Here is a 17252-nt window from a genome sequence, read left to right on the forward strand (position 1 = left end):
AGACGTATCGAGAGCGAATGACAGAGAGCCGATATTTCGGCTCTTTTCAACTATTAGGGGAATCAGAATAGGCCCAAAGGAAATACTCAATATAGTTAGAAACTAAAACAAACGTAGATACACCATGCCTAATATCGTCTTATTCGTATATTTTCCCATTATGCTTCAGCCAGCCATGAGCATGGTGATTCCGAGGATCTTTGTGAGTCCAGTGCATCACGCCACCTTTCTTGTTCCATTCATACTCCCCATAAAATTCAACTCTATCGCCCTTTCTCAATCCCTGAATACGAGGAGCTAAATCAATATTATGTGCCACCAGCAAAGTTTGTCCGCTGTCGAGCCTTAAGATAAACTTCTGATGTCGAGAGCCTTTATTATCGTCTGGAAGCAATCGTGAAACTAAACCCGAACCACGTACTTGAACATCACTTTGGTGATTTTGGTAAGCTTGCTTAAGTCGCGCATCATTGGCCTGAACATGGCTGACACCAAAGCAGAGCAATACCAAAAATAGAGTAATAAACTTTTTCATTCCCTTCATTGCTTTCGTTTCCCATATTAATTATTTAGGCTACTCACTAAGTATCCCTTGCGACAAAAATAGCATAAGCACCACGACTAACGATTCATTAAAATCAAACTTATCTAATAAATAATTGCTCTTGGATTCAAGTGCGCAGTGCAACACCACTTTAACACTCAACATTTCAATATAAACAAGTTTCATTAGGTAACCTACTCACCACAAGTCGATGTGATTCCCTGTGTTTTGTAACCACTTATTTCATTGAAATTTTTACAATTAATCGCTATCTAAAAGAATACTAAACTGTGGTCACATAACACTCTACTTATCATAAATAGCGTCACCAACCTCCCCTATTATCCATTGATTTTTTGAATACCAAAATCATTCAATTGAACATATCAACGCAGCTTATTGATTAAGCAATTGAACTCATAACGTAGACCCTGTACGCTTACACTATGCACACGGTTACTTAATGGAGATCACAATGAACGAACTACTGACAAGCGCCATGGAACAGAAACAACGAACAACAGTGACCAGTTTATTCGCAAGGAATGGATTTAAGATCGCTGCCACTGATTTTGATGATGTGACTTTCGAACGAGAAAGTGTGTTGGTCAATGTTCGTTTTGATGCATCTTCAAACGTTGAATCGATTTCGGTTCTAAACAACTAGCAAGATCACAACAGCCAGAAACCATTTACAGCCCGAGTTCATGCTCGGGCTATTCGTTTAAAAATCCCAATCATCATCTTCGGTAGCAACGGCTTTACCGATGACATAAGAAGAACCGGAACCAGAAAAGAAGTCATGATTTTCATCAGCATTGGGTGACAATGCTGCCATGATAGCAGGGTTAACCTGACATAACTCATCCGGGAACAATGCTTCAAACCCTAGATTCATCAATGCCTTGTTGGCATTGTAATGTAGAAAATGCTTCACATCTTCAGTTAAGCCAACAGGATCATAAAGCGATTCGGTATATTGTGTTTCGATTTCATAAAGAGAGAACATTAATGAATAAGCTTCATCCTTAACTCTCGCCTGTTCTTCCTCACTAAGAGATTGGTAAGCGAGTTGAAATTTGTATCCAATGTAGTAACCATGAATCGCCTCATCACGAATAATCAGACGAATCAAATCCGCTGTATTGGTCAGTTTAGCCCGACTCGACCAATGCATGGGTAGGTAAAACCCAGAATAGAATAAGAAACTCTCTAGAAAAACACTGGCCACTTTTTTCTTTAGCGGGTCGCCTTCAACCAAATAATCGTCGAGGATAATCTGTGCTTTTTTCTGTAACAGAGGGTTCTCTTCAGCCCAGCGAAACGCTTCATCAATTTGCGGCGTAGTACACAAAGTTGAGAAGACAGAAGAGTAGCTACGAGCATGAACTGCCTCCATAAAAGCGATGTTGGTTAATACCGCTTCTTCATGAGGCGTTCTAGCATCTTCCATCAAGGCTGGCGCACCCACAGTATTCTGAATCGTGTCGAGTAACGTTAAACCGGTAAAAACTCTAATCGTTAGCGTTTGTTCTTCTTCAGTTAGTTGCTTCCATGTTTGAATATCATTGGATAAAGGTACCTTTTCAGGCAGCCAAAAATTAACCGTCAGGCGATTCCAAATCTCTAGATCTTTGCCATCAATCATACGATTCCAGTTAATCGCTTGAACGGGTCCGGATTCCATTTTTTTCATTGCGTTTATCCCTTTATTACAGTGAGCACGACACGCACCCTTCAACTTGAGTACCTTCTAATGCTTTCTGTCGCATTCGGATGTAGTAAAGCGTTTTAATCTTCTTTTTCCATGCGTAGATCTGAGCCTTATTGATATCTCTAGTCGTTACCTCATCGTCAAAAAACAAGGTCAATGAAAGGCCTTGATCAACATGTTCAGTCGCCGCTGCATAGACATCGATTATTGCCTTAGGACCGATGGAGAAAGCATCACGGAAGTACTCTAAATTGGAGTTGTTCAAATAAGGAGCAGGGAAATAAACGCGCCCAATTTTGCCCTCTTTTCTTATCTCAACTTTAGCCGTAACAGGATGAATAGAAGCGGTAGAGTCGTTGATATAGCTAATCGAACCTGTTGGAGGAATAGCCTGTAAGTTTCGATTGTATAACCCTGAGCTCATGATGAGCTGTTTCAATTCGCTCCACTCAGACACGGTGGGTATTCGTATATCCAAACGGCTAAACAAATCTTTTACCACATCCAATTTTGGTGAGAAGTCTTGCTGCAAATATTTGTCGAAGAAAGACCCATCACTGTAACTAGAGTCTTCGAATCCTTTAAAAGTGCTCTTTTTCTCTTGCGCCAACTTATTAGAAGCTACGAGGCAGTGATATAAGACACAGGCAAAATAACTACCGGTAAAATCAATGGCCTCTGGTGAATCATAGTGAATGCGTTCCCGAGCCAAAAAGCCATGTAAATTCATCTGCCCTAGACCAATAGAATGACTTTCATCGTTTCCCTTTCGTATAGAAGGCACACTGTTGATAGCGCTCATCTCTGAGACGGCGTTCAATGCTCGAATTGCAGTTTCAACAGTTTGAGGTAGTCGGCCTCCGTCCAAGGCTTTAGCAATGTTGATCGAGCCTAGATTGCACGAAATATCCCGCCCTATATGACTGTAGTTCAGGTCGTCATCATAATTTGACGCCTCATTGACCTGTAATATTTCTGAACACAAGTTAGACATATTTACACGCCCCTGAATGGGGTTAGCCTGATTAACCGTATCTTCAAACATAATGTATGGATAGCCCGACTCAAATTGGATCTCGGCAAGCGTTTGGAAAAGGCCCCTTGCACTCATTTTTCCTTTGCGAATCCTTGGGTCGTCCACCATTTCATGGTACTTCTCCGTTACACTAATTTCAGAAAAAGGTACGCCATACACTCGCTCAACATCATGGGGAGAAAACAAATACATATCTTTGTTTTGCTTAGCCAGTTCCAGCGTAATATCGGGAATGACGACACCAAGGCTCAAGGTCTTAATTCTAATTTTCTCATCGGCATTTTCTCTTTTTGTATCAAGAAATTGCATAATGTCGGGATGATGAACATTGAGATAGACTGCACCCGCACCTTGCCTAGATCCCAATTGATTTGCATACGAGAAACTGTCTTCAAGCAATTTCATCACTGGGACGACACCTGAACTTTGATTTAAGATCCCTTTAATAGGCGCACCTTGCTCTCTTAAGTTCGTTAGAAGCAATGCAACACCACCGCCACGACGTGAGAGTTGCAACGATGAGTTAATCGCTCGACCGATACTCTCCATATTGTCTTCGATTCTCAACAAAAAGCAGGAGATCAATTCACCACGGCTCTTTTTACCGGAATTAATAAAAGTGGGCGTAGCCGGTTGAAAGCGCTGATGAATGATTTCTTCCATTAGTGCCAGTGCAAATTCACAGTCACCACGAGCCAGTAACAGTGCTGTCATAACCACTCGGTCTTCGAACCTTTCTAAATATCGCTTACCATCACGAGTTTTCAGCGCATAGGAAGTAAAGAACTTATAAGCACCTAAGAACGTGCGGAATCGAAATTTGGCTTGATAGGCGTTTGCCCAGATTTGATGAAGAAAACTGCGATCATATTGCTCAATAACTTGAGCCTCGTAATATCCCTCTCTGAGCAAATAGTCGATCTTCTCGTCTAAATTATGAAAGAAAACGGTATTTTGATTAACGTGTTGTAAGAAAAATTGTCGAGCCGCTTGCTTATCTGCCTCAAACTGAATCGTCCCTTGTTCATCAAGTAGATTCAACATTGCGTTTAAAGCATGGTAGTCAAGGGACTCGTTCTCAAAGTGGTTATCCATGATGTTTCCAAAATTGTTCTAACCCATTTGTCACGATATCAATATCGCTCTGGGTTCCAGATAGTTCGAAACGATACAAAAGCGGAACGTTGCACTTTTCAGCGACAATGGCACCTCCGCGAGCAAAAAGAGCTCCAAAGTTTCGATTTCCCGAAGCAATCACACCTTTGATCAAAGCTCGATTGTTCGGGTTATTCAATAGACTTATAACGGAGTTAGGCACAGCTCCTCGCCCCTCACCATCGGCATAAGTCGGGCATATGAGTACGAATGGTTGCTCGATCTCTAGCGTCCTTTCATTGGCCTCAGTAGGAAGCCTGATCGCAGGCATTCCAAGCTGTTCGACAAACCGCTTCGTATTCCCTGAAGCGCTAGAGTAGTAAACAATCATTAACCCAACGCGCTGATCATGTCAGGTCTAAAACCAGACCAATGGCGGTCATTGGCAACAACCACGGGTGCTTGTCGATAACCCATTGATTGAACCCTTTCCATTGCGATTTCATCACACGTTAAATCAACAACTGTATGCTCAATACCTTTGCTCTGTAACGCCTTAACCGTTGCTGTGCATTGCACACACTGTGGCTTGGAATAAACGATGACATCCATATTATACAACCTCATTTAAATCTTAATGATAATCATTACTAAATATATTGGCACATATAGTATTTAGGTTTTATATTTTGTCAACATATTGATTCCAACCCTAAAGACCATAGACAATACATGGTTGATATGCAAATGATAATCAATATCATCAGTTACCACTAGTCAAATATGGAGCAGTAAGGTGAGTATTCCGAGTTCCGGTTCTAATGACATATCCATACATGATATGGAGTGGCAGGGCGTCACTTTAAGCGAAAGTGCCGCAAACAGAATTTCCCAATTATCACATGGACAAAAGCATTTCCACCTCACGGTTAAGTCCTCTGGCTGTACGGGTTTTGCATATGAAGTGACACTGATCGATTCGCCATCCGATGATGACATCAAATACGAATCGCATAACGTCATTTTCTATATTGCGCTCAAAGCCCTACCTATGATCGACGGCACTGAGATCGACTTTGTGCGACAGGGTTTAAACAGTAATTTTGTATACAATAATCCCAAAGTGAAGAACCTTTGTGGATGTGGCGAGAGTTTTGGAGTTTAACCATGTGCGCACTAGAAACGCAGCCTGAAGTTGAAGAAATGCTGCAGAGCAGCCACTATCGTGAAGGTTTTTACACTGAGTTATCTTCTGATACTTTGTCGAAGGGAATCAACGAACAAGTCGTTCGAGCAATCTCCGCAAAACGTAACGAACCCGAATGGATGTTGGAGTTTCGTCTCAAAGCATTCCGTAAATGGCAAACAATGGAGGAACCACATTGGTTAAAAGCCGATTATCCAGACCTCAATTACCAAGATTACAGTTACTACTCCGCGCCAAGTTGCTCTAGCTGTGACAAAGATAGCGGTGATGGCTCAAATGAATTTTTGACTGAAGAAGTCGAGACAGCCTTTGAAACACTGGGGATTCCAGTTAGAGAAGGTTCAGAAATTGCTGTCGATGCAATCTTCGATTCAGTTTCCGTCACCACTACCTATCAAAACGAACTGAAAGAACTCGGGATCATCTTCTGTTCATTCAGCGAAGCTATCCAAGAATACCCTGAACTTGTGCAGCAATACTTAGGCACCGTTGTTCCACCTGAAGATAACTTCTTTGCGGCTTTGAATGCCTCTGTTGCCTCTGACGGCACTTTTGTTTACATCCCGAAAGGTGTGAGATGCCCAAGAGAACTCTCTACCTACTTTCGAATAAACCAAGCAAAAACAGGCCAGTTTGAAAGAACAATTTTAGTGGCTGATGAGGACTCATACGTCAGCTACATTGAAGGTTGCTCTGCCCCGATGAGAGATACCTATCAGCTTCACGCCGCGGTCGTAGAAGTGATCATCCATAAACGAGCTGAAGTTAAATATTCCACGGTACAAAACTGGTTCTCGGGAGAAGAGGATTCACAAGGCGGCATACTTAACTTCGTAACCAAACGTGCGGTTTGCGAAGGCGAGTACAGCAAAATGTCTTGGACTCAATCAGAAACAGGTTCTGCGATAACGTGGAAGTACCCAAGCGTGATTCTCAAAGGAGACTACTCTGTCGGTGAGTTTTTCTCCGTTGCTTTAACGAATGGCGTTCAACAAGCCGATACCGGGACTAAGATGGTTCATATAGGAAAACACTCTCGCTCTACCATCATTTCAAAAGGGATTTCAGCAGGCAAAAGCCAGAACAGTTACCGAGGGCTGGTTAAAGTCACTCCTAACGCAGAAGGTGCGAGAAACTTCACTCAGTGCGATTCAATGTTAATCGGCGCTGAATGTGGGGCTCACACTTTTCCTTATATCGAAGTCAAAAATCCATCCGCTCACGTTGAACACGAAGCGACAACCTCTCGAATAGGCCAAGATCAACTGTTTTACTGCACCCAACGAGGGATCAGTGAAGACAACGCCATATCCATGATCGTCAATGGTTTTTGTAAAGACGTATTTTCAGAATTACCTCTCGAATTCGCTGTTGAAGCGCAGAAACTTCTATCAATCAGCCTCGAGCATAGTGTGGGATAAAATGTTAGAAATTAAAGATTTACATGTCAGCGTTGAAGAAAATACTATCCTAAAGGGAATTAACTTAATCGTTAAGCCTGGTGAAGTTCACGCAATTATGGGACCTAATGGTTCAGGGAAAAGCACCCTATCCGCCACACTGGCCGGCAAAGATGACTACGAAGTCGTCAGTGGTGAGATTGTTTTCAAAGGTCGAGATCTTATAGAGCTTGATCCAGAAGAGAGAGCCGGTGAAGGCGTGTTTTTGGCTTTTCAGTACCCTGTCGAAATTCCAGGTGTAAGTAACAAACTCTTTCTAAATACGGCTCTCAATGAGGTTCGCGAATACCGAGGCTTAGAACCGATCGATCGCTTTGACTTTGAAGATCTATTGGAAGAAAAAGCGCAATTGTTGAAGATGCCAGCAAATTTACTCCAACGCTCTGTCAATGAGGGGTTCTCTGGGGGAGAGAAAAAACGTAATGACATTCTACAAATGGCGGTGCTTTCACCCGACCTTTGTATACTAGACGAGACTGACTCAGGTCTAGATATTGATGCCCTTAAAGCCGTCTCTGAAGGTGTAAACGCGCTACAGAATGAACAACGAGCTTTCATTTTAGTCACGCACTATCAACGTATCCTCAATTACATCAAACCAGATTTCGTGCACGTGTTGTACCAAGGAAAGATTGTGAAATCTGGTGACCACACGTTAGCTCAAGAATTAGAAGAGAAAGGCTATGGGTGGATCATTGATGAACAATAAACATTCATTGCTTGATTCATTTGAAACTCTTGTTCGACCGCATGAGTGGCAAAAAAAACAATGGTCTAAATTGCTTGGGGTTGAGCTACCGTCCCCTCAACATGAGGACTGGAAATACACGTCTCTTGACCGATTAAACGAACTAGAGCTAAGCAGTGCACCACAGCAGTCGACAGCTAACACGCCATACAACAAATTCAGTTTAGACATTGATGCTTATCGATTAGTCTTCGTCGACGGCTTCTTTTTAGCTCGATACTCCGACTGGATCCCAAAAGTTCGAGTGACTCCCATCTGCGCGCTCTCTCCAATTGAAATCGATGAGCTATCTCGTTCAATAAAGCCTGACGCTTTTACCTATATTACTGATGCTACCGCTTCAAGTGGCATATTAATCGAAGTCGAAGCTAACACGCAGATATCAAAACCTATTTATCTTCTGCATATCAATTCCGAAAAACAAGGTGATGTATCAAGCTACAGAAGCCATATTGAAGTCGCAGATCATGCGGAAGTCACCGTCATCGAACACCATGTTTCACAAGGTAGTGGTAGAGGCGTAACATTATCTCGCTTAACACAACACGTTGGTTGTGGTGCTCACTATCATCACACTAAAATTGTCGAAGAGGCCTTAAACCAACATCACTTCGGTCATAACGATTTGGTGGTTAATGCGCATGCTAGCGCCTACTCTTGTTGCTTGCTCTACTCAGGCCAATTGATACGACATCAAGTAAGTTCCGAACTAACTGGTGAACAAGGTTTTGTCGCTATGGACAGTATTTCCTTACCTCAAGGTGAGGCAGTTTTTGATTCTCGTACGTATTTAAAGCACAACTCTCCCCACTGCCAAAGTGAACAAAATCATAAAACCATCGCTCGTAACCAATCTAAGTCTGTTTTCGACGGCATGATCTATGTTGACCCTGCCGCGCAAAAAACAGACGGACAAATGGACACCCACAGTCTGATTCTAGGCGATGACGCCCAAGTTAACTCTAAACCTCAATTAGAGATTTATGCCGATGATGTTAAATGCAGCCATGGTGCAACAACAGGGCAAATCGACCCAAACCAAATCAACTACTTACGCTCTAGAGGTATACCAAAAGAACGAGCCGAACACATGATTACATCTGCGTTTGTCATTGACGTTACCGATAGAATTAAACACCTCGCCCTAAGACAATCTGCGATAGATAAAATCAATGCGTCACTCAATAAAGGATGTCCTAATGACTGATTCGAGCGAAAAGATAAGCCCTTGGTTTAACGACTTCCCGGCTCTAAGAACTCAAGTTTACGACAAGCCTTTGGTCTATTTAGACAGTGCTGCGACTGCCCAAACCCCTCAAGTCGTAATCGACCGCATGACTCAGTTTTATCAACATGATTATGCGAGTGTTCATCGCGGTGTGCATTACCTAAGCTCTAAAGCAACCGAAGAAATGGAACAAGTCAGAGAAAAACTTGCTCAGTTCATTTCAGCTAAATCCCGAGAAAGTATTGTTTTCACCAAAGGGACGACTGAGGCCATCAATCTCGTTGCTAATAGCTATTTACGCCCTAGGTTAAAAGCGGGGGACGAAATCATCGTGACGGAAATGGAGCATCACGCCAACCTTGTTCCCTGGCAGATGCTTTCTGAAATTTATAATGTCAACATTCGTGTTTGGCCAATGGCAAAAAATGGCTATTTGAATCTCAACGACCTTGTATCGTTAATGAATACAAAGACAAAACTGCTGGCGATTAGCCACGTATCGAATGTTCTAGGCCGTGTAAACCCAATTAAAACGATAGTCAAAGCTGCGCATAAAGCAAAAGTCCCCGTGTTAGTCGACGGGGCTCAAGCTGTCATGCACGATCAAGTCAATGTGACGGATCTCGATTGTGATTTCTACGCCTTCTCTGGACACAAATTGTATGGCCCGACAGGCATCGGCGTGCTTTACGCAAAAAAAACACACCTCGACAACATGGTGCCATGGGAAGGCGGCGGAGCCATGATCGATCAAGTTACACTGCCTTTGGGAACCTCGTTTGGCCAAGCTCCGTGGAAGTTCGAAGCGGGCACTCCGAATATTGCAGGCATTTTAGGTTTAGGCGCCGCTCTAGACTACATAGAAGCTATCGGCTTCAAAGAGATCTCTGACTATGAAAAAAATGTAATGAATTATTTGGTGGAGAGCATTAGACAGATACCAGCAATAGAGGTCTATGGCGATGATGATAACCGCACGGGCGTTTTGGCTTTTAATATGAAAAATCAACACTCTTTTGATGTGGGTTCATTCTTAGATAGATATGGTATTGCGATTCGTACCGGGCATCTCTGTGCAATGCCCCTTATAAAACGACTCGGTCAAAACTCGCTGTGTCGCGCATCGATTGGCATGTACACAAGGCCCAAAGACATAGACGCCTTGTGCCAATCACTAAAACGAATCCACCAACTGTTAAGGTAACTTATGTCCCCTGAAAAGCTCCAGAAAAACTTCGAGCGATGCGCTGACTGGGAAGAACGTTATATGTATTTGATAGAATTGGGCGACCGATTAGAGCCCTTCCCTGTGACAAAGATGAATAAAACACATCTTATCGCAGGCTGCCAAAGTAATGTATGGCTAGATCTTTCCATCAGTCAACAGAACAAAATGTCGATACAAGCGACCAGCGATTCTTCACTAGTTAAAGGTTTGTTGGCATTGGTGTTGATCGCCTATAACAACCAAGAACCCGCTAGCGTTCTAGAGTTCGATATTAAAGACTGGTTTCGCCAGCTAGATCTAAAATCTCAGCTTAGCGCCAGTCGGAGTCAAGGCTTAGAGGCCATAATAAAACATATTCGGTGTCACGCTCGGACTGTTTAACCGCTCAATACACGACAGTCCGGGATCATTAGACCACACAAGGGTTACCGCCCTAGCGATAGTGTCTATGCTCTGGTTAAAGGTGTTTCCTAGCATCTATTGCATCGTGCATTTCTGACGTGTTTTACAAGAAACAGGTCATTTACAAGAAGCAAGTAAAGAGTTTCGTGTTATTAAGTTTTGGTACATGACTATGATCACCGTTCTCAATAATACGTATCGATAACTCTAAACAAATCCCCCCTCTATAACAATGGAGAACAACGTATGTCTTTACGAATAATCGCAACAACGATAGCTCTTATTGGTGCCAGTTTTACCGCTCAAGCGAACTCGGAATGTGAAGTATCGATTGATGCCAGTGATCAAATGAAGTTTTCAACCGATATTTTAAGTGTCCCTTCAAGTTGCAAGGAAGTAAAAGTAACGCTAAACCACACAGGCTCCCTGCCAGCACAATCAATGGGGCACAATATTGTGATAACAGATACAGCGTTATTCCAAGCCGTGGGGATCGATGGCATGTCAGCAGGTATCGACAACAACTATGTTAAGCCTAATGATAACCGCGTTTACGCGTTTACAAGAATCATTGGCGGTGGCGAATCTACTTCTGTTACCTTCAGCACCGAGAAGATGAAAGCGGGTGGCGATTACTCCTTTATTTGTTCTTTCCCTGGTCACTGGGCAATCATGAGAGGAAAATTTGAATTCAAATAAAATATACGCTCTTTATTTCTTTTACGTTTAAAGTAACGAACATAAAAAAGCCCCAACCTAAGTTGGGGCTTCGTTTTATCTATCTATCTATCTATCTATCTATCTATCATTACAGCTTAAAACGGCTGATTTCATTTTCTAGTTCGTTAGATAGTTCAGAAAGCTGAGCAGCTTGTTCTGCTGCTTGGTGCGCTTCGCCTGCAAGCTCGTTGGACACGTCACGAATCCCTTCGGTGTTACGAGTAATCTCAGACGTTACTGACGCTTGCTCTTCTGCAGCAGAAGCGATTTGAGTCGCCATATCACTGATACGTTCAACAGCAGCATGAATTTGCGTTAAGCTAGCGGCCGCTGAGTTTGAGTCATCAACACTGGTTTCAGCAAGCGTTCGGCTATCGTTCATGATACTTACCGCTTTGCCCGTTGTACCTTGCAGTAATTCAATCGTTTGTTGAATTTCTTGTGTTGAGCCGTGTGTACGTTGGCTCAAAACTCTCACTTCATCAGCAACAACCGCGAAACCGCGACCTTGTTCGCCAGCACGTGCAGCTTCAATCGCCGCATTAAGTGCAAGTAAGTTAGTTTGTTCAGCAATGCCTTGAATGTTAGACAAGATAGCGTTGATGCTATTGCCGTGCTCTTCAAGCTCTAGAATCACGTTTGTTGCAACTTGAACTTCTTGCGCAAGATTTTGGATTGAGCTTTGAGTCTGGTTCACTTGACCCGTACCGTGTTCACAAGCGCCAACGGCCTCAGATGAATTCTGTGCAGTTTGATCAGCATTACCTGCAATCTCTTGTGTTGCTGCAGCCATTTCGTTCACGGCTGTTGCTACCATATTGATTTCGTCTTGTTGCATCTGAATGCGAGCGCTACGCTCTTCAGCTTGAGAAGCAGTTTGACGTGCTTGGTTACCCAATGCAGCAGACACTTCACTTAGCTTGAGTACCATGGTGTGCATATTGCCCACAAAATGGTTGAAATTTGCCGCAAGTTTACCAATTTCGTCATCACTTTTAAGCTCAAGACGTTGAGTTAAGTCTCCCTCGCCCGAAGCAATTTCTTCAAGAGCCGCTGAAACGCGGTTTAAGTCGCGGAATAGGAAACTAACCAGCATAGAAACCAACACGATAACGATCAGAGTAATTACAACCGCTGTAGTAATGAGTTGCGTAAGAAGTATTGAGTGATTCGCTTCTTCAGTCGCACGATCCATTTGAACCGCAAAAATCCAGTTAGTGTTAGGCACCTTCGTGAAGTAAAGCAACTTCTCAGCGCCGCGTTCTTTGATAATCTCGATGCTACCCGTACTTACGGCGTTTTCGATGATAGGCATAGAGATATCGTTTGAAAGCTGGCTTACAGGCTTAAGGCTCAATGCTGAGTCTGGGTGTGCTAGGAATGTGCCGTCAGAGGCATCAATGAGCATTGCGTAAGCGTTGTCACCAACATCTAAACTGATTACATCGTTGACGAGCTGATCAATAAGTACATCCGCACCAACAACGCCAACAAGCTTACCGTTATGACGAACAGGTTCAGCAATCGTAACTAGAAGCGCTTGGGTGATCGCATCTTGGTAAGCCGTGGTAATGATTTGCTTGCCTGCAGCGTTTGCTTCTTGGTACCAAGGACGTTGACGAGGATCGTAACCAGCACGATTACGTTCAGGATGTGAACGGTACATTCCGCCTTCTGGAGTACCTAAAAAGATATCGTCAAAGCCACCCGCTACACGAGCTTGCTTAAGGAAAGGAACAACATCATCCTCTCGTGAAAAGTCATTAAACGCTGATGCGATATCCGTGCGAATATCAATCCAGTTTTTAATACCTTCAGATGCAGCTTCAGATACGCTTTCAGCTCGTTGGTATACGCCATTACGAGTCTCTTCAAATAATTGGTTTGCTGATAACCAAGTCAAGGCTGTTGCCATGACGATAACAGCAGATAGGCTAGCACCTATCAATTTCTGCTTAAGTGTTAATTTCATTAGTAAGTTTCACGAGTGGTGGAAAATCTAGCGAATACTACCCAATTTAAGCAAACGATTCGAGCTATTTCACAGTTTCACACCACATTATATTTACAATAAAACCAAAAGCTTAGCTTTCGCCAATTACTTGGCTTTTCGCCAAATTCAAGGCGCCATTTCAACGATGATCCCTACGATATATACAGTCTTACAGGCTGTAAAATGGATAAAAAAAAGGCAGGAGAGTTTCCTCTTCTGCCTTTGTTTTACTTTATATTCGACATCAAAAAATGAAACATCGAATAGTACGTAGTCTATCTTTTCTCTGTTCGCATACCCATTAGCAGGCTCACACACATCAACAATAGAATGATGGTGAATGGCAATGCTGTTGAGATTGCACCCGCTTGCAGAGCTTGAACGGCTTCAGTACCGCCAACCCACAATAGAGCTACTGCAATCGCACCTTCAAGGAACGCCCAGAATACGCGTTGAGGCACTGGCGTATCAACTTTACCACCAGCGGTAATACTGTCGATGACTAAAGAGCCCGAGTCAGACGATGTAATAAAGAATACGAGAACCAGTACAACTGCGATGATTGAAAGCAGAGTACCAAACGGCAATACATCAAACATTTGGAACATTGCCAGTGATACATCAGTTAAGCCATTTTGACCGAGAGTACCAACCTTATTCACGATTTGATCAATTGCCATACCACCAAACACTGACATCCAAATGATAGTCACTGTCGTTGGAACAATCAGCACAGCCGTAATGAATTCACGAACGGTACGACCTTTAGAAACACGCGCGATAAACATACCGACAAATGGAGACCATGAGATCCACCAAGCCCAGTAGAATACAGTCCAGCCATGTAACCAAGCTTCATCTTCACGACCGTGAGGGTTACTCAACGGAATGATGTTCTCTATGTATGCCATCAATGTTGTAGGGATTGAACCTAAAGTCACTGCGTAGCCGATAAGAGCTACTAGGATAAGTAGTAGGAAAGCAACCAACATGTTGATATTACTGATAACTTTAACGCCACCATCAATACCACGAAGTACGGATACGACTGCTAATAAAGTTACTACAGTAATAACAATGACTTGTAACCCTAAACCTGCCTCAATGCCGAATACATGCTGAATACCACTTGCGGCTTGCTGTGCACCTAAACCTAGCGATGTAGCCAAACCAAACAGGGTTGCAAGTACAGCAAGAATATCAACAATGTGACCAGCCCAGCCCCACGCCCTATCACCTAAAATTGGGTAGAAGATAGAGCGAATTGAAAGCGGTAATCCCTTATTGTAAGAGAAAAAAGCCAGTGAAAGCGCCACAACACCATAAATAGCCCAAGGGTGAAGCCCCCAGTGATACATAGTTGCACCGAGTGCTAGTTTTGCAGCTTCTGGTGTATTTGCCTCGACGCCAAGTGGCGTTTCATACCAACCTGTGTAGTAAGCCGCAGGTTCTGCGACACTCCAGAACATCAAGCCAATACCCATACCTGCAGCAAACAGCATCGATAACCAAGACATGAATGAGTAGTCTGCCGTTGCATCAACACCACCAAGGCGGATTTTACCAAACGGAGAAACAATCAAGCCTAAGCAAAAAATAACGAAAATATTACCGGACCAAATAAACAGCCAATCGAATGAATTGATAATTTGCCATTTAACACCATCCAATGCTGACTTTGCTGAAGCGGTATCTGTAAGCAGCACACCGATCAAGAACAAAGTGATGAGTCCCGCACTGATACCAAACACTGGGTTATGAACGTCAAAACCCCATTTTTGGACGTTATCTTGACCAACAGTGTAATCCGTACTGTCGATACTGTATTTATCTATACCTTTAGTCATTATTCCTCTCTACGGAATACTTATAAGGTCTGTTGACCTCATATCCCTTACTTTCCTGTGACTGAATCACAAACTCGAACATACGATCCAAGTAGTACAAGCTGTTGTCACAATAATTCAAATACTTGGATGTCTGAAGTTTAGCAGGTTAACTTATTGTTTTCAGTAAACCAGAATCAGTTCGATGAATTTTCAAACAAAATAAAGATAATCACTTAGGTTTGTGACGAAAAAAAGGCCGACTAAGTCGACCTCTATTTGAAAAATACTTTTAGCTCAAAGCACTTTGCTGCTTAACCAATTGATTCTCTGTACGCAAACCTAGAAATAAACTTAGGCACATAAGCAATAATATGAAGGCAAATGGTAATGCCATTGAGACTGTTCCAGCTTGTAATGCCTGAATAGATTCAGTACCACCTACCCACAATAACACTGCTGCAATCGCGCCGCCCATCAATGCCCAAAATACACGTTGCGGAACAGGTGCATCGACTTTACCGCCAGAAGTAATGCTATCAATAACCAATGAACCTGAGTCTGATGAAGTGATGAAGAACACCATAATCAAACCAATGGATACCACTGAAAGCACAGAGCTCATTGGCAGCGCATCGTAAGTATGGAATAGAGAAAGTGTAATATCTTGCAGACCATTCAAACCAATCTCACCCACCTTGTTCGCCACTTGATCAATCGCGATACCGCCGAAAATAGCCATCCAGATGATGATTACTGTCGTTGGGATAAACAATACAGCGACGATAAATTCACGAATTGTACGACCTTTAGAGATACGAGCGATAAACATGCCCACAAATGGAGACCATGAAATCCACCAAGCCCAGTAAAATACCGTCCAACCTTGCATCCATGTTTCATCATCACGACCATGAGGGTTGCTAAGAGGAATAAAGTTCTCAATGTAGCCCATTAGCGCGGTTGGTATCGCCTTAATACCCGCCATGCCACCCGCGATAGTTACGAAGATCAGCAAGCCTAACGCAACAACCATATTGACGTTGCTTAGAACCTTAACACCACCGTTGATACCGCGGATAACCGACATTGTTGCTAACAGAGTCACGACTGCAATAACAATAAGCTGCATACCAATACCGCCATCGGTACCAAATACATGGTTAATACCGCTTGCGGCTTGTTGTGCGCCTAGGCCAAGTGATGTTGCAAGGCCAAACAATGTTGCAAGTACTGCGACAATGTCAACGATATGACCAAACCACCCCCAAGTTCTGTCACCGAGTAGCGGGTAAAAGATTGAGCGAATAGAAAGCGGTAAGCCTTTATTGAAAGTAAAGAAGGCAAGAGACAAAGCAACAACGGCGTAGATTGCCCAACCGTGCAAGCCCCAGTTGTAGATGGTTGCACCTAGTGCCAACTTAGCCGCTTCAGGAGAATACGCTTCAACACCGAGCGGTGTTTCATACCAACCGGTAAAGTAAGCAACGGGCTCTGCCACACCCCAGAACATGAGGCCAATACCCATACCTGCGGCAAATAGCATAGACATCCATGATAGATTAGAGTGCTCGGCTTTAGCATCATCGCCACCTATACGTATCTTTCCGTACGGGGAGATAATGAGGACAAAACAGAAAAATACGAAAAGGTTCGCAGCCCACATAAAGAAACCATCGAAGTTACCGATGACTTTCCACTTAACACCATCAAGTGCCGCTTTAGCCGTTTCAGGTTCTGCAACCAAAAGCGCAACCAGGAAAGCAATTATTGCTCCTGCGCTGATTCCAAATACAGGGTTATGAACATCAAAACCCCATTTCTGAACATTATCTTGTCCTACGGTATAATCAGTATTATCAATACTATACCTATCCTTTACAGGCTCCATGTATCCTCTCTAATTAGTAGCGCACAATTTGCAACATTGCATTTGGCACTTAAATTTCGAAAGGAAGAATAACAACTCGTCGCAAAAATACTAAAAAAACCATCAAAAAACGGGTACAAACAGCACATTTGGTAATTAAATTACACATTCGCTGTAATTT

The 17252-nt window shown here is 43.0% G+C and carries 16 protein-coding genes; 8 read left to right on the forward strand and 8 right to left on the reverse strand.

Annotated features, from left to right (window positions below):
* Nucleotides 1-139: 139 nt before the first annotated feature.
* The gene (locus Q5H80_RS08480) at nt 140-535 is read right to left on the reverse strand and encodes a DUF3465 domain-containing protein (protein ID WP_029222999.1); all 396 of its coding nucleotides are present in this window, start codon (nt 533-535) and stop codon (nt 140-142) included.
* 484 nt (nt 536-1019) lie between these two features.
* On the opposite strand from Q5H80_RS08480, the gene Q5H80_RS08485 reads away from it, so the two are divergent.
* Complete coding sequence (locus Q5H80_RS08485; protein ID WP_304564422.1) at nt 1020-1211, forward strand: hypothetical protein; 192 nt, start codon at nt 1020-1022, stop codon at nt 1209-1211.
* Between the two features lie 57 nt (nt 1212-1268).
* On the opposite strand, the gene nrdF is transcribed toward Q5H80_RS08485, so the two are convergent.
* From nrdF to nrdH, 4 genes are read right to left on the reverse strand one after another with little or no spacing between them, the layout of a single operon-like run.
* Complete coding sequence (gene nrdF / locus Q5H80_RS08490) at nt 1269-2240, reverse strand: class 1b ribonucleoside-diphosphate reductase subunit beta (RefSeq protein WP_304564423.1); 972 nt, start codon at nt 2238-2240, stop codon at nt 1269-1271.
* 16 nt (nt 2241-2256) lie between these two features.
* Nucleotides 2257-4389, reverse strand: a complete 2133-nt coding sequence (nrdE, locus tag Q5H80_RS08495; protein ID WP_304564424.1) for a class 1b ribonucleoside-diphosphate reductase subunit alpha — start codon at nt 4387-4389, stop codon at nt 2257-2259.
* Nucleotides 4382-4780 (reverse strand): class Ib ribonucleoside-diphosphate reductase assembly flavoprotein NrdI, encoded by a 399-nt coding sequence (gene nrdI, locus Q5H80_RS08500; RefSeq protein ID WP_304564425.1) that lies wholly within the window; start codon nt 4778-4780, stop codon nt 4382-4384. Before nrdI ends, nrdE begins: the two co-directional genes overlap by 8 nt.
* Entirely contained in the window at nt 4780-5001 is a 222-nt protein-coding gene (gene nrdH / locus Q5H80_RS08505; protein WP_009847124.1) for a glutaredoxin-like protein NrdH, read from the reverse strand. The genes nrdI and nrdH overlap by 1 nt, the downstream gene beginning before the upstream one ends.
* Nucleotides 5002-5185: 184 nt before the next feature.
* On the opposite strand from nrdH, the gene Q5H80_RS08510 reads away from it, so the two are divergent.
* The 7 genes from Q5H80_RS08510 to azu all read left to right on the forward strand — a co-directional run bounded on the left by Q5H80_RS08510 (nt 5186) and on the right by azu (nt 11361).
* Nucleotides 5186-5554: an iron-sulfur cluster assembly accessory protein gene (locus Q5H80_RS08510; RefSeq protein WP_304564430.1), complete on the forward strand. Its 369-nt coding sequence runs from the start codon at nt 5186-5188 to the stop codon at nt 5552-5554.
* Nucleotides 5555-5556: 2 nt separating this feature from the next.
* The gene (gene sufB / locus Q5H80_RS08515; RefSeq protein WP_304564431.1) at nt 5557-7017 is read left to right on the forward strand and encodes a Fe-S cluster assembly protein SufB; all 1461 of its coding nucleotides are present in this window, start codon (nt 5557-5559) and stop codon (nt 7015-7017) included.
* Between the two features lies 1 nt (nt 7018).
* Entirely contained in the window at nt 7019-7765 is a 747-nt protein-coding gene (sufC, locus tag Q5H80_RS08520) for a Fe-S cluster assembly ATPase SufC (RefSeq protein WP_304564432.1), read from the forward strand.
* Nucleotides 7755-9011: a Fe-S cluster assembly protein SufD gene (sufD, locus tag Q5H80_RS08525; protein ID WP_304564433.1), complete on the forward strand. Its 1257-nt coding sequence runs from the start codon at nt 7755-7757 to the stop codon at nt 9009-9011. The genes sufC and sufD overlap by 11 nt, the downstream gene beginning before the upstream one ends.
* Nucleotides 9004-10236 (forward strand): SufS family cysteine desulfurase, encoded by a 1233-nt coding sequence (locus tag Q5H80_RS08530; RefSeq protein WP_304564435.1) that lies wholly within the window; start codon nt 9004-9006, stop codon nt 10234-10236. The genes sufD and Q5H80_RS08530 overlap by 8 nt, the downstream gene beginning before the upstream one ends.
* A gap of 3 nt (nt 10237-10239) precedes the next feature.
* Complete coding sequence (locus Q5H80_RS08535) at nt 10240-10641, forward strand: SufE family protein (protein WP_304564436.1); 402 nt, start codon at nt 10240-10242, stop codon at nt 10639-10641.
* A 267-nt stretch (nt 10642-10908) separates the two neighbouring features.
* Nucleotides 10909-11361, forward strand: coding sequence for an azurin (gene azu / locus Q5H80_RS08540; protein ID WP_304564437.1), 453 nt, complete (start codon nt 10909-10911; stop codon nt 11359-11361).
* Between the two features lie 109 nt (nt 11362-11470).
* Here the strand turns inward: azu and Q5H80_RS08545 are convergent, their stop codons facing one another.
* The 3 genes from Q5H80_RS08545 to Q5H80_RS08555 all read right to left on the reverse strand — a co-directional run bounded on the left by Q5H80_RS08545 (nt 11471) and on the right by Q5H80_RS08555 (nt 17092).
* A complete protein-coding gene (locus Q5H80_RS08545) occupies nt 11471-13354 on the reverse strand; it encodes a methyl-accepting chemotaxis protein (RefSeq protein ID WP_304564438.1) in 1884 nt (627 codons plus the stop codon).
* A 296-nt stretch (nt 13355-13650) separates the two neighbouring features.
* Nucleotides 13651-15222, reverse strand: coding sequence for a BCCT family transporter (locus Q5H80_RS08550; protein WP_009847132.1), 1572 nt, complete (start codon nt 15220-15222; stop codon nt 13651-13653).
* A gap of 271 nt (nt 15223-15493) precedes the next feature.
* Nucleotides 15494-17092: a BCCT family transporter gene (locus Q5H80_RS08555; RefSeq protein ID WP_304564439.1), complete on the reverse strand. Its 1599-nt coding sequence runs from the start codon at nt 17090-17092 to the stop codon at nt 15494-15496.
* Nucleotides 17093-17252 lie beyond the last annotated feature (160 nt).

It is taken from the genome of Vibrio sp. SNU_ST1, assembly GCF_030563405.1.
Lineage (GTDB): Bacteria > Pseudomonadota > Gammaproteobacteria > Enterobacterales > Vibrionaceae > Vibrio.

Excerpts from the sequence above, each read along its gene's own strand:
- Q5H80_RS08480 (WP_029222999.1), bottom strand. The coding sequence starts at position 535 with ATGAAAAAGTTTATTACTCTATTTTTGGTATTGCTCTGCTTTGGTGTC.
- Q5H80_RS08485 (WP_304564422.1), top strand. The coding sequence starts at position 1,020 with ATGAACGAACTACTGACAAGCGCCATGGAACAGAAACAACGAACAACA.
- nrdF (WP_304564423.1), bottom strand. The coding sequence starts at position 2,240 with ATGAAAAAAATGGAATCCGGACCCGTTCAAGCGATTAACTGGAATCGT.
- nrdE (WP_304564424.1), bottom strand. The coding sequence starts at position 4,389 with ATGGATAACCACTTTGAGAACGAGTCCCTTGACTACCATGCTTTAAAC.
- nrdI (WP_304564425.1), bottom strand. The coding sequence starts at position 4,780 with ATGATTGTTTACTACTCTAGCGCTTCAGGGAATACGAAGCGGTTTGTC.
- nrdH (WP_009847124.1), bottom strand. The coding sequence starts at position 5,001 with ATGGATGTCATCGTTTATTCCAAGCCACAGTGTGTGCAATGCACAGCA.
- sufB (WP_304564431.1), top strand. The coding sequence starts at position 5,557 with ATGTGCGCACTAGAAACGCAGCCTGAAGTTGAAGAAATGCTGCAGAGC.
- sufC (WP_304564432.1), top strand. The coding sequence starts at position 7,019 with ATGTTAGAAATTAAAGATTTACATGTCAGCGTTGAAGAAAATACTATC.
- sufD (WP_304564433.1), top strand. The coding sequence starts at position 7,755 with ATGAACAATAAACATTCATTGCTTGATTCATTTGAAACTCTTGTTCGA.
- Q5H80_RS08530 (WP_304564435.1), top strand. The coding sequence starts at position 9,004 with ATGACTGATTCGAGCGAAAAGATAAGCCCTTGGTTTAACGACTTCCCG.
- Q5H80_RS08535 (WP_304564436.1), top strand. The coding sequence starts at position 10,240 with ATGTCCCCTGAAAAGCTCCAGAAAAACTTCGAGCGATGCGCTGACTGG.
- azu (WP_304564437.1), top strand. The coding sequence starts at position 10,909 with ATGTCTTTACGAATAATCGCAACAACGATAGCTCTTATTGGTGCCAGT.
- Q5H80_RS08545 (WP_304564438.1), bottom strand. The coding sequence starts at position 13,354 with ATGAAATTAACACTTAAGCAGAAATTGATAGGTGCTAGCCTATCTGCT.
- Q5H80_RS08550 (WP_009847132.1), bottom strand. The coding sequence starts at position 15,222 with ATGACTAAAGGTATAGATAAATACAGTATCGACAGTACGGATTACACT.
- Q5H80_RS08555 (WP_304564439.1), bottom strand. The coding sequence starts at position 17,092 with ATGGAGCCTGTAAAGGATAGGTATAGTATTGATAATACTGATTATACC.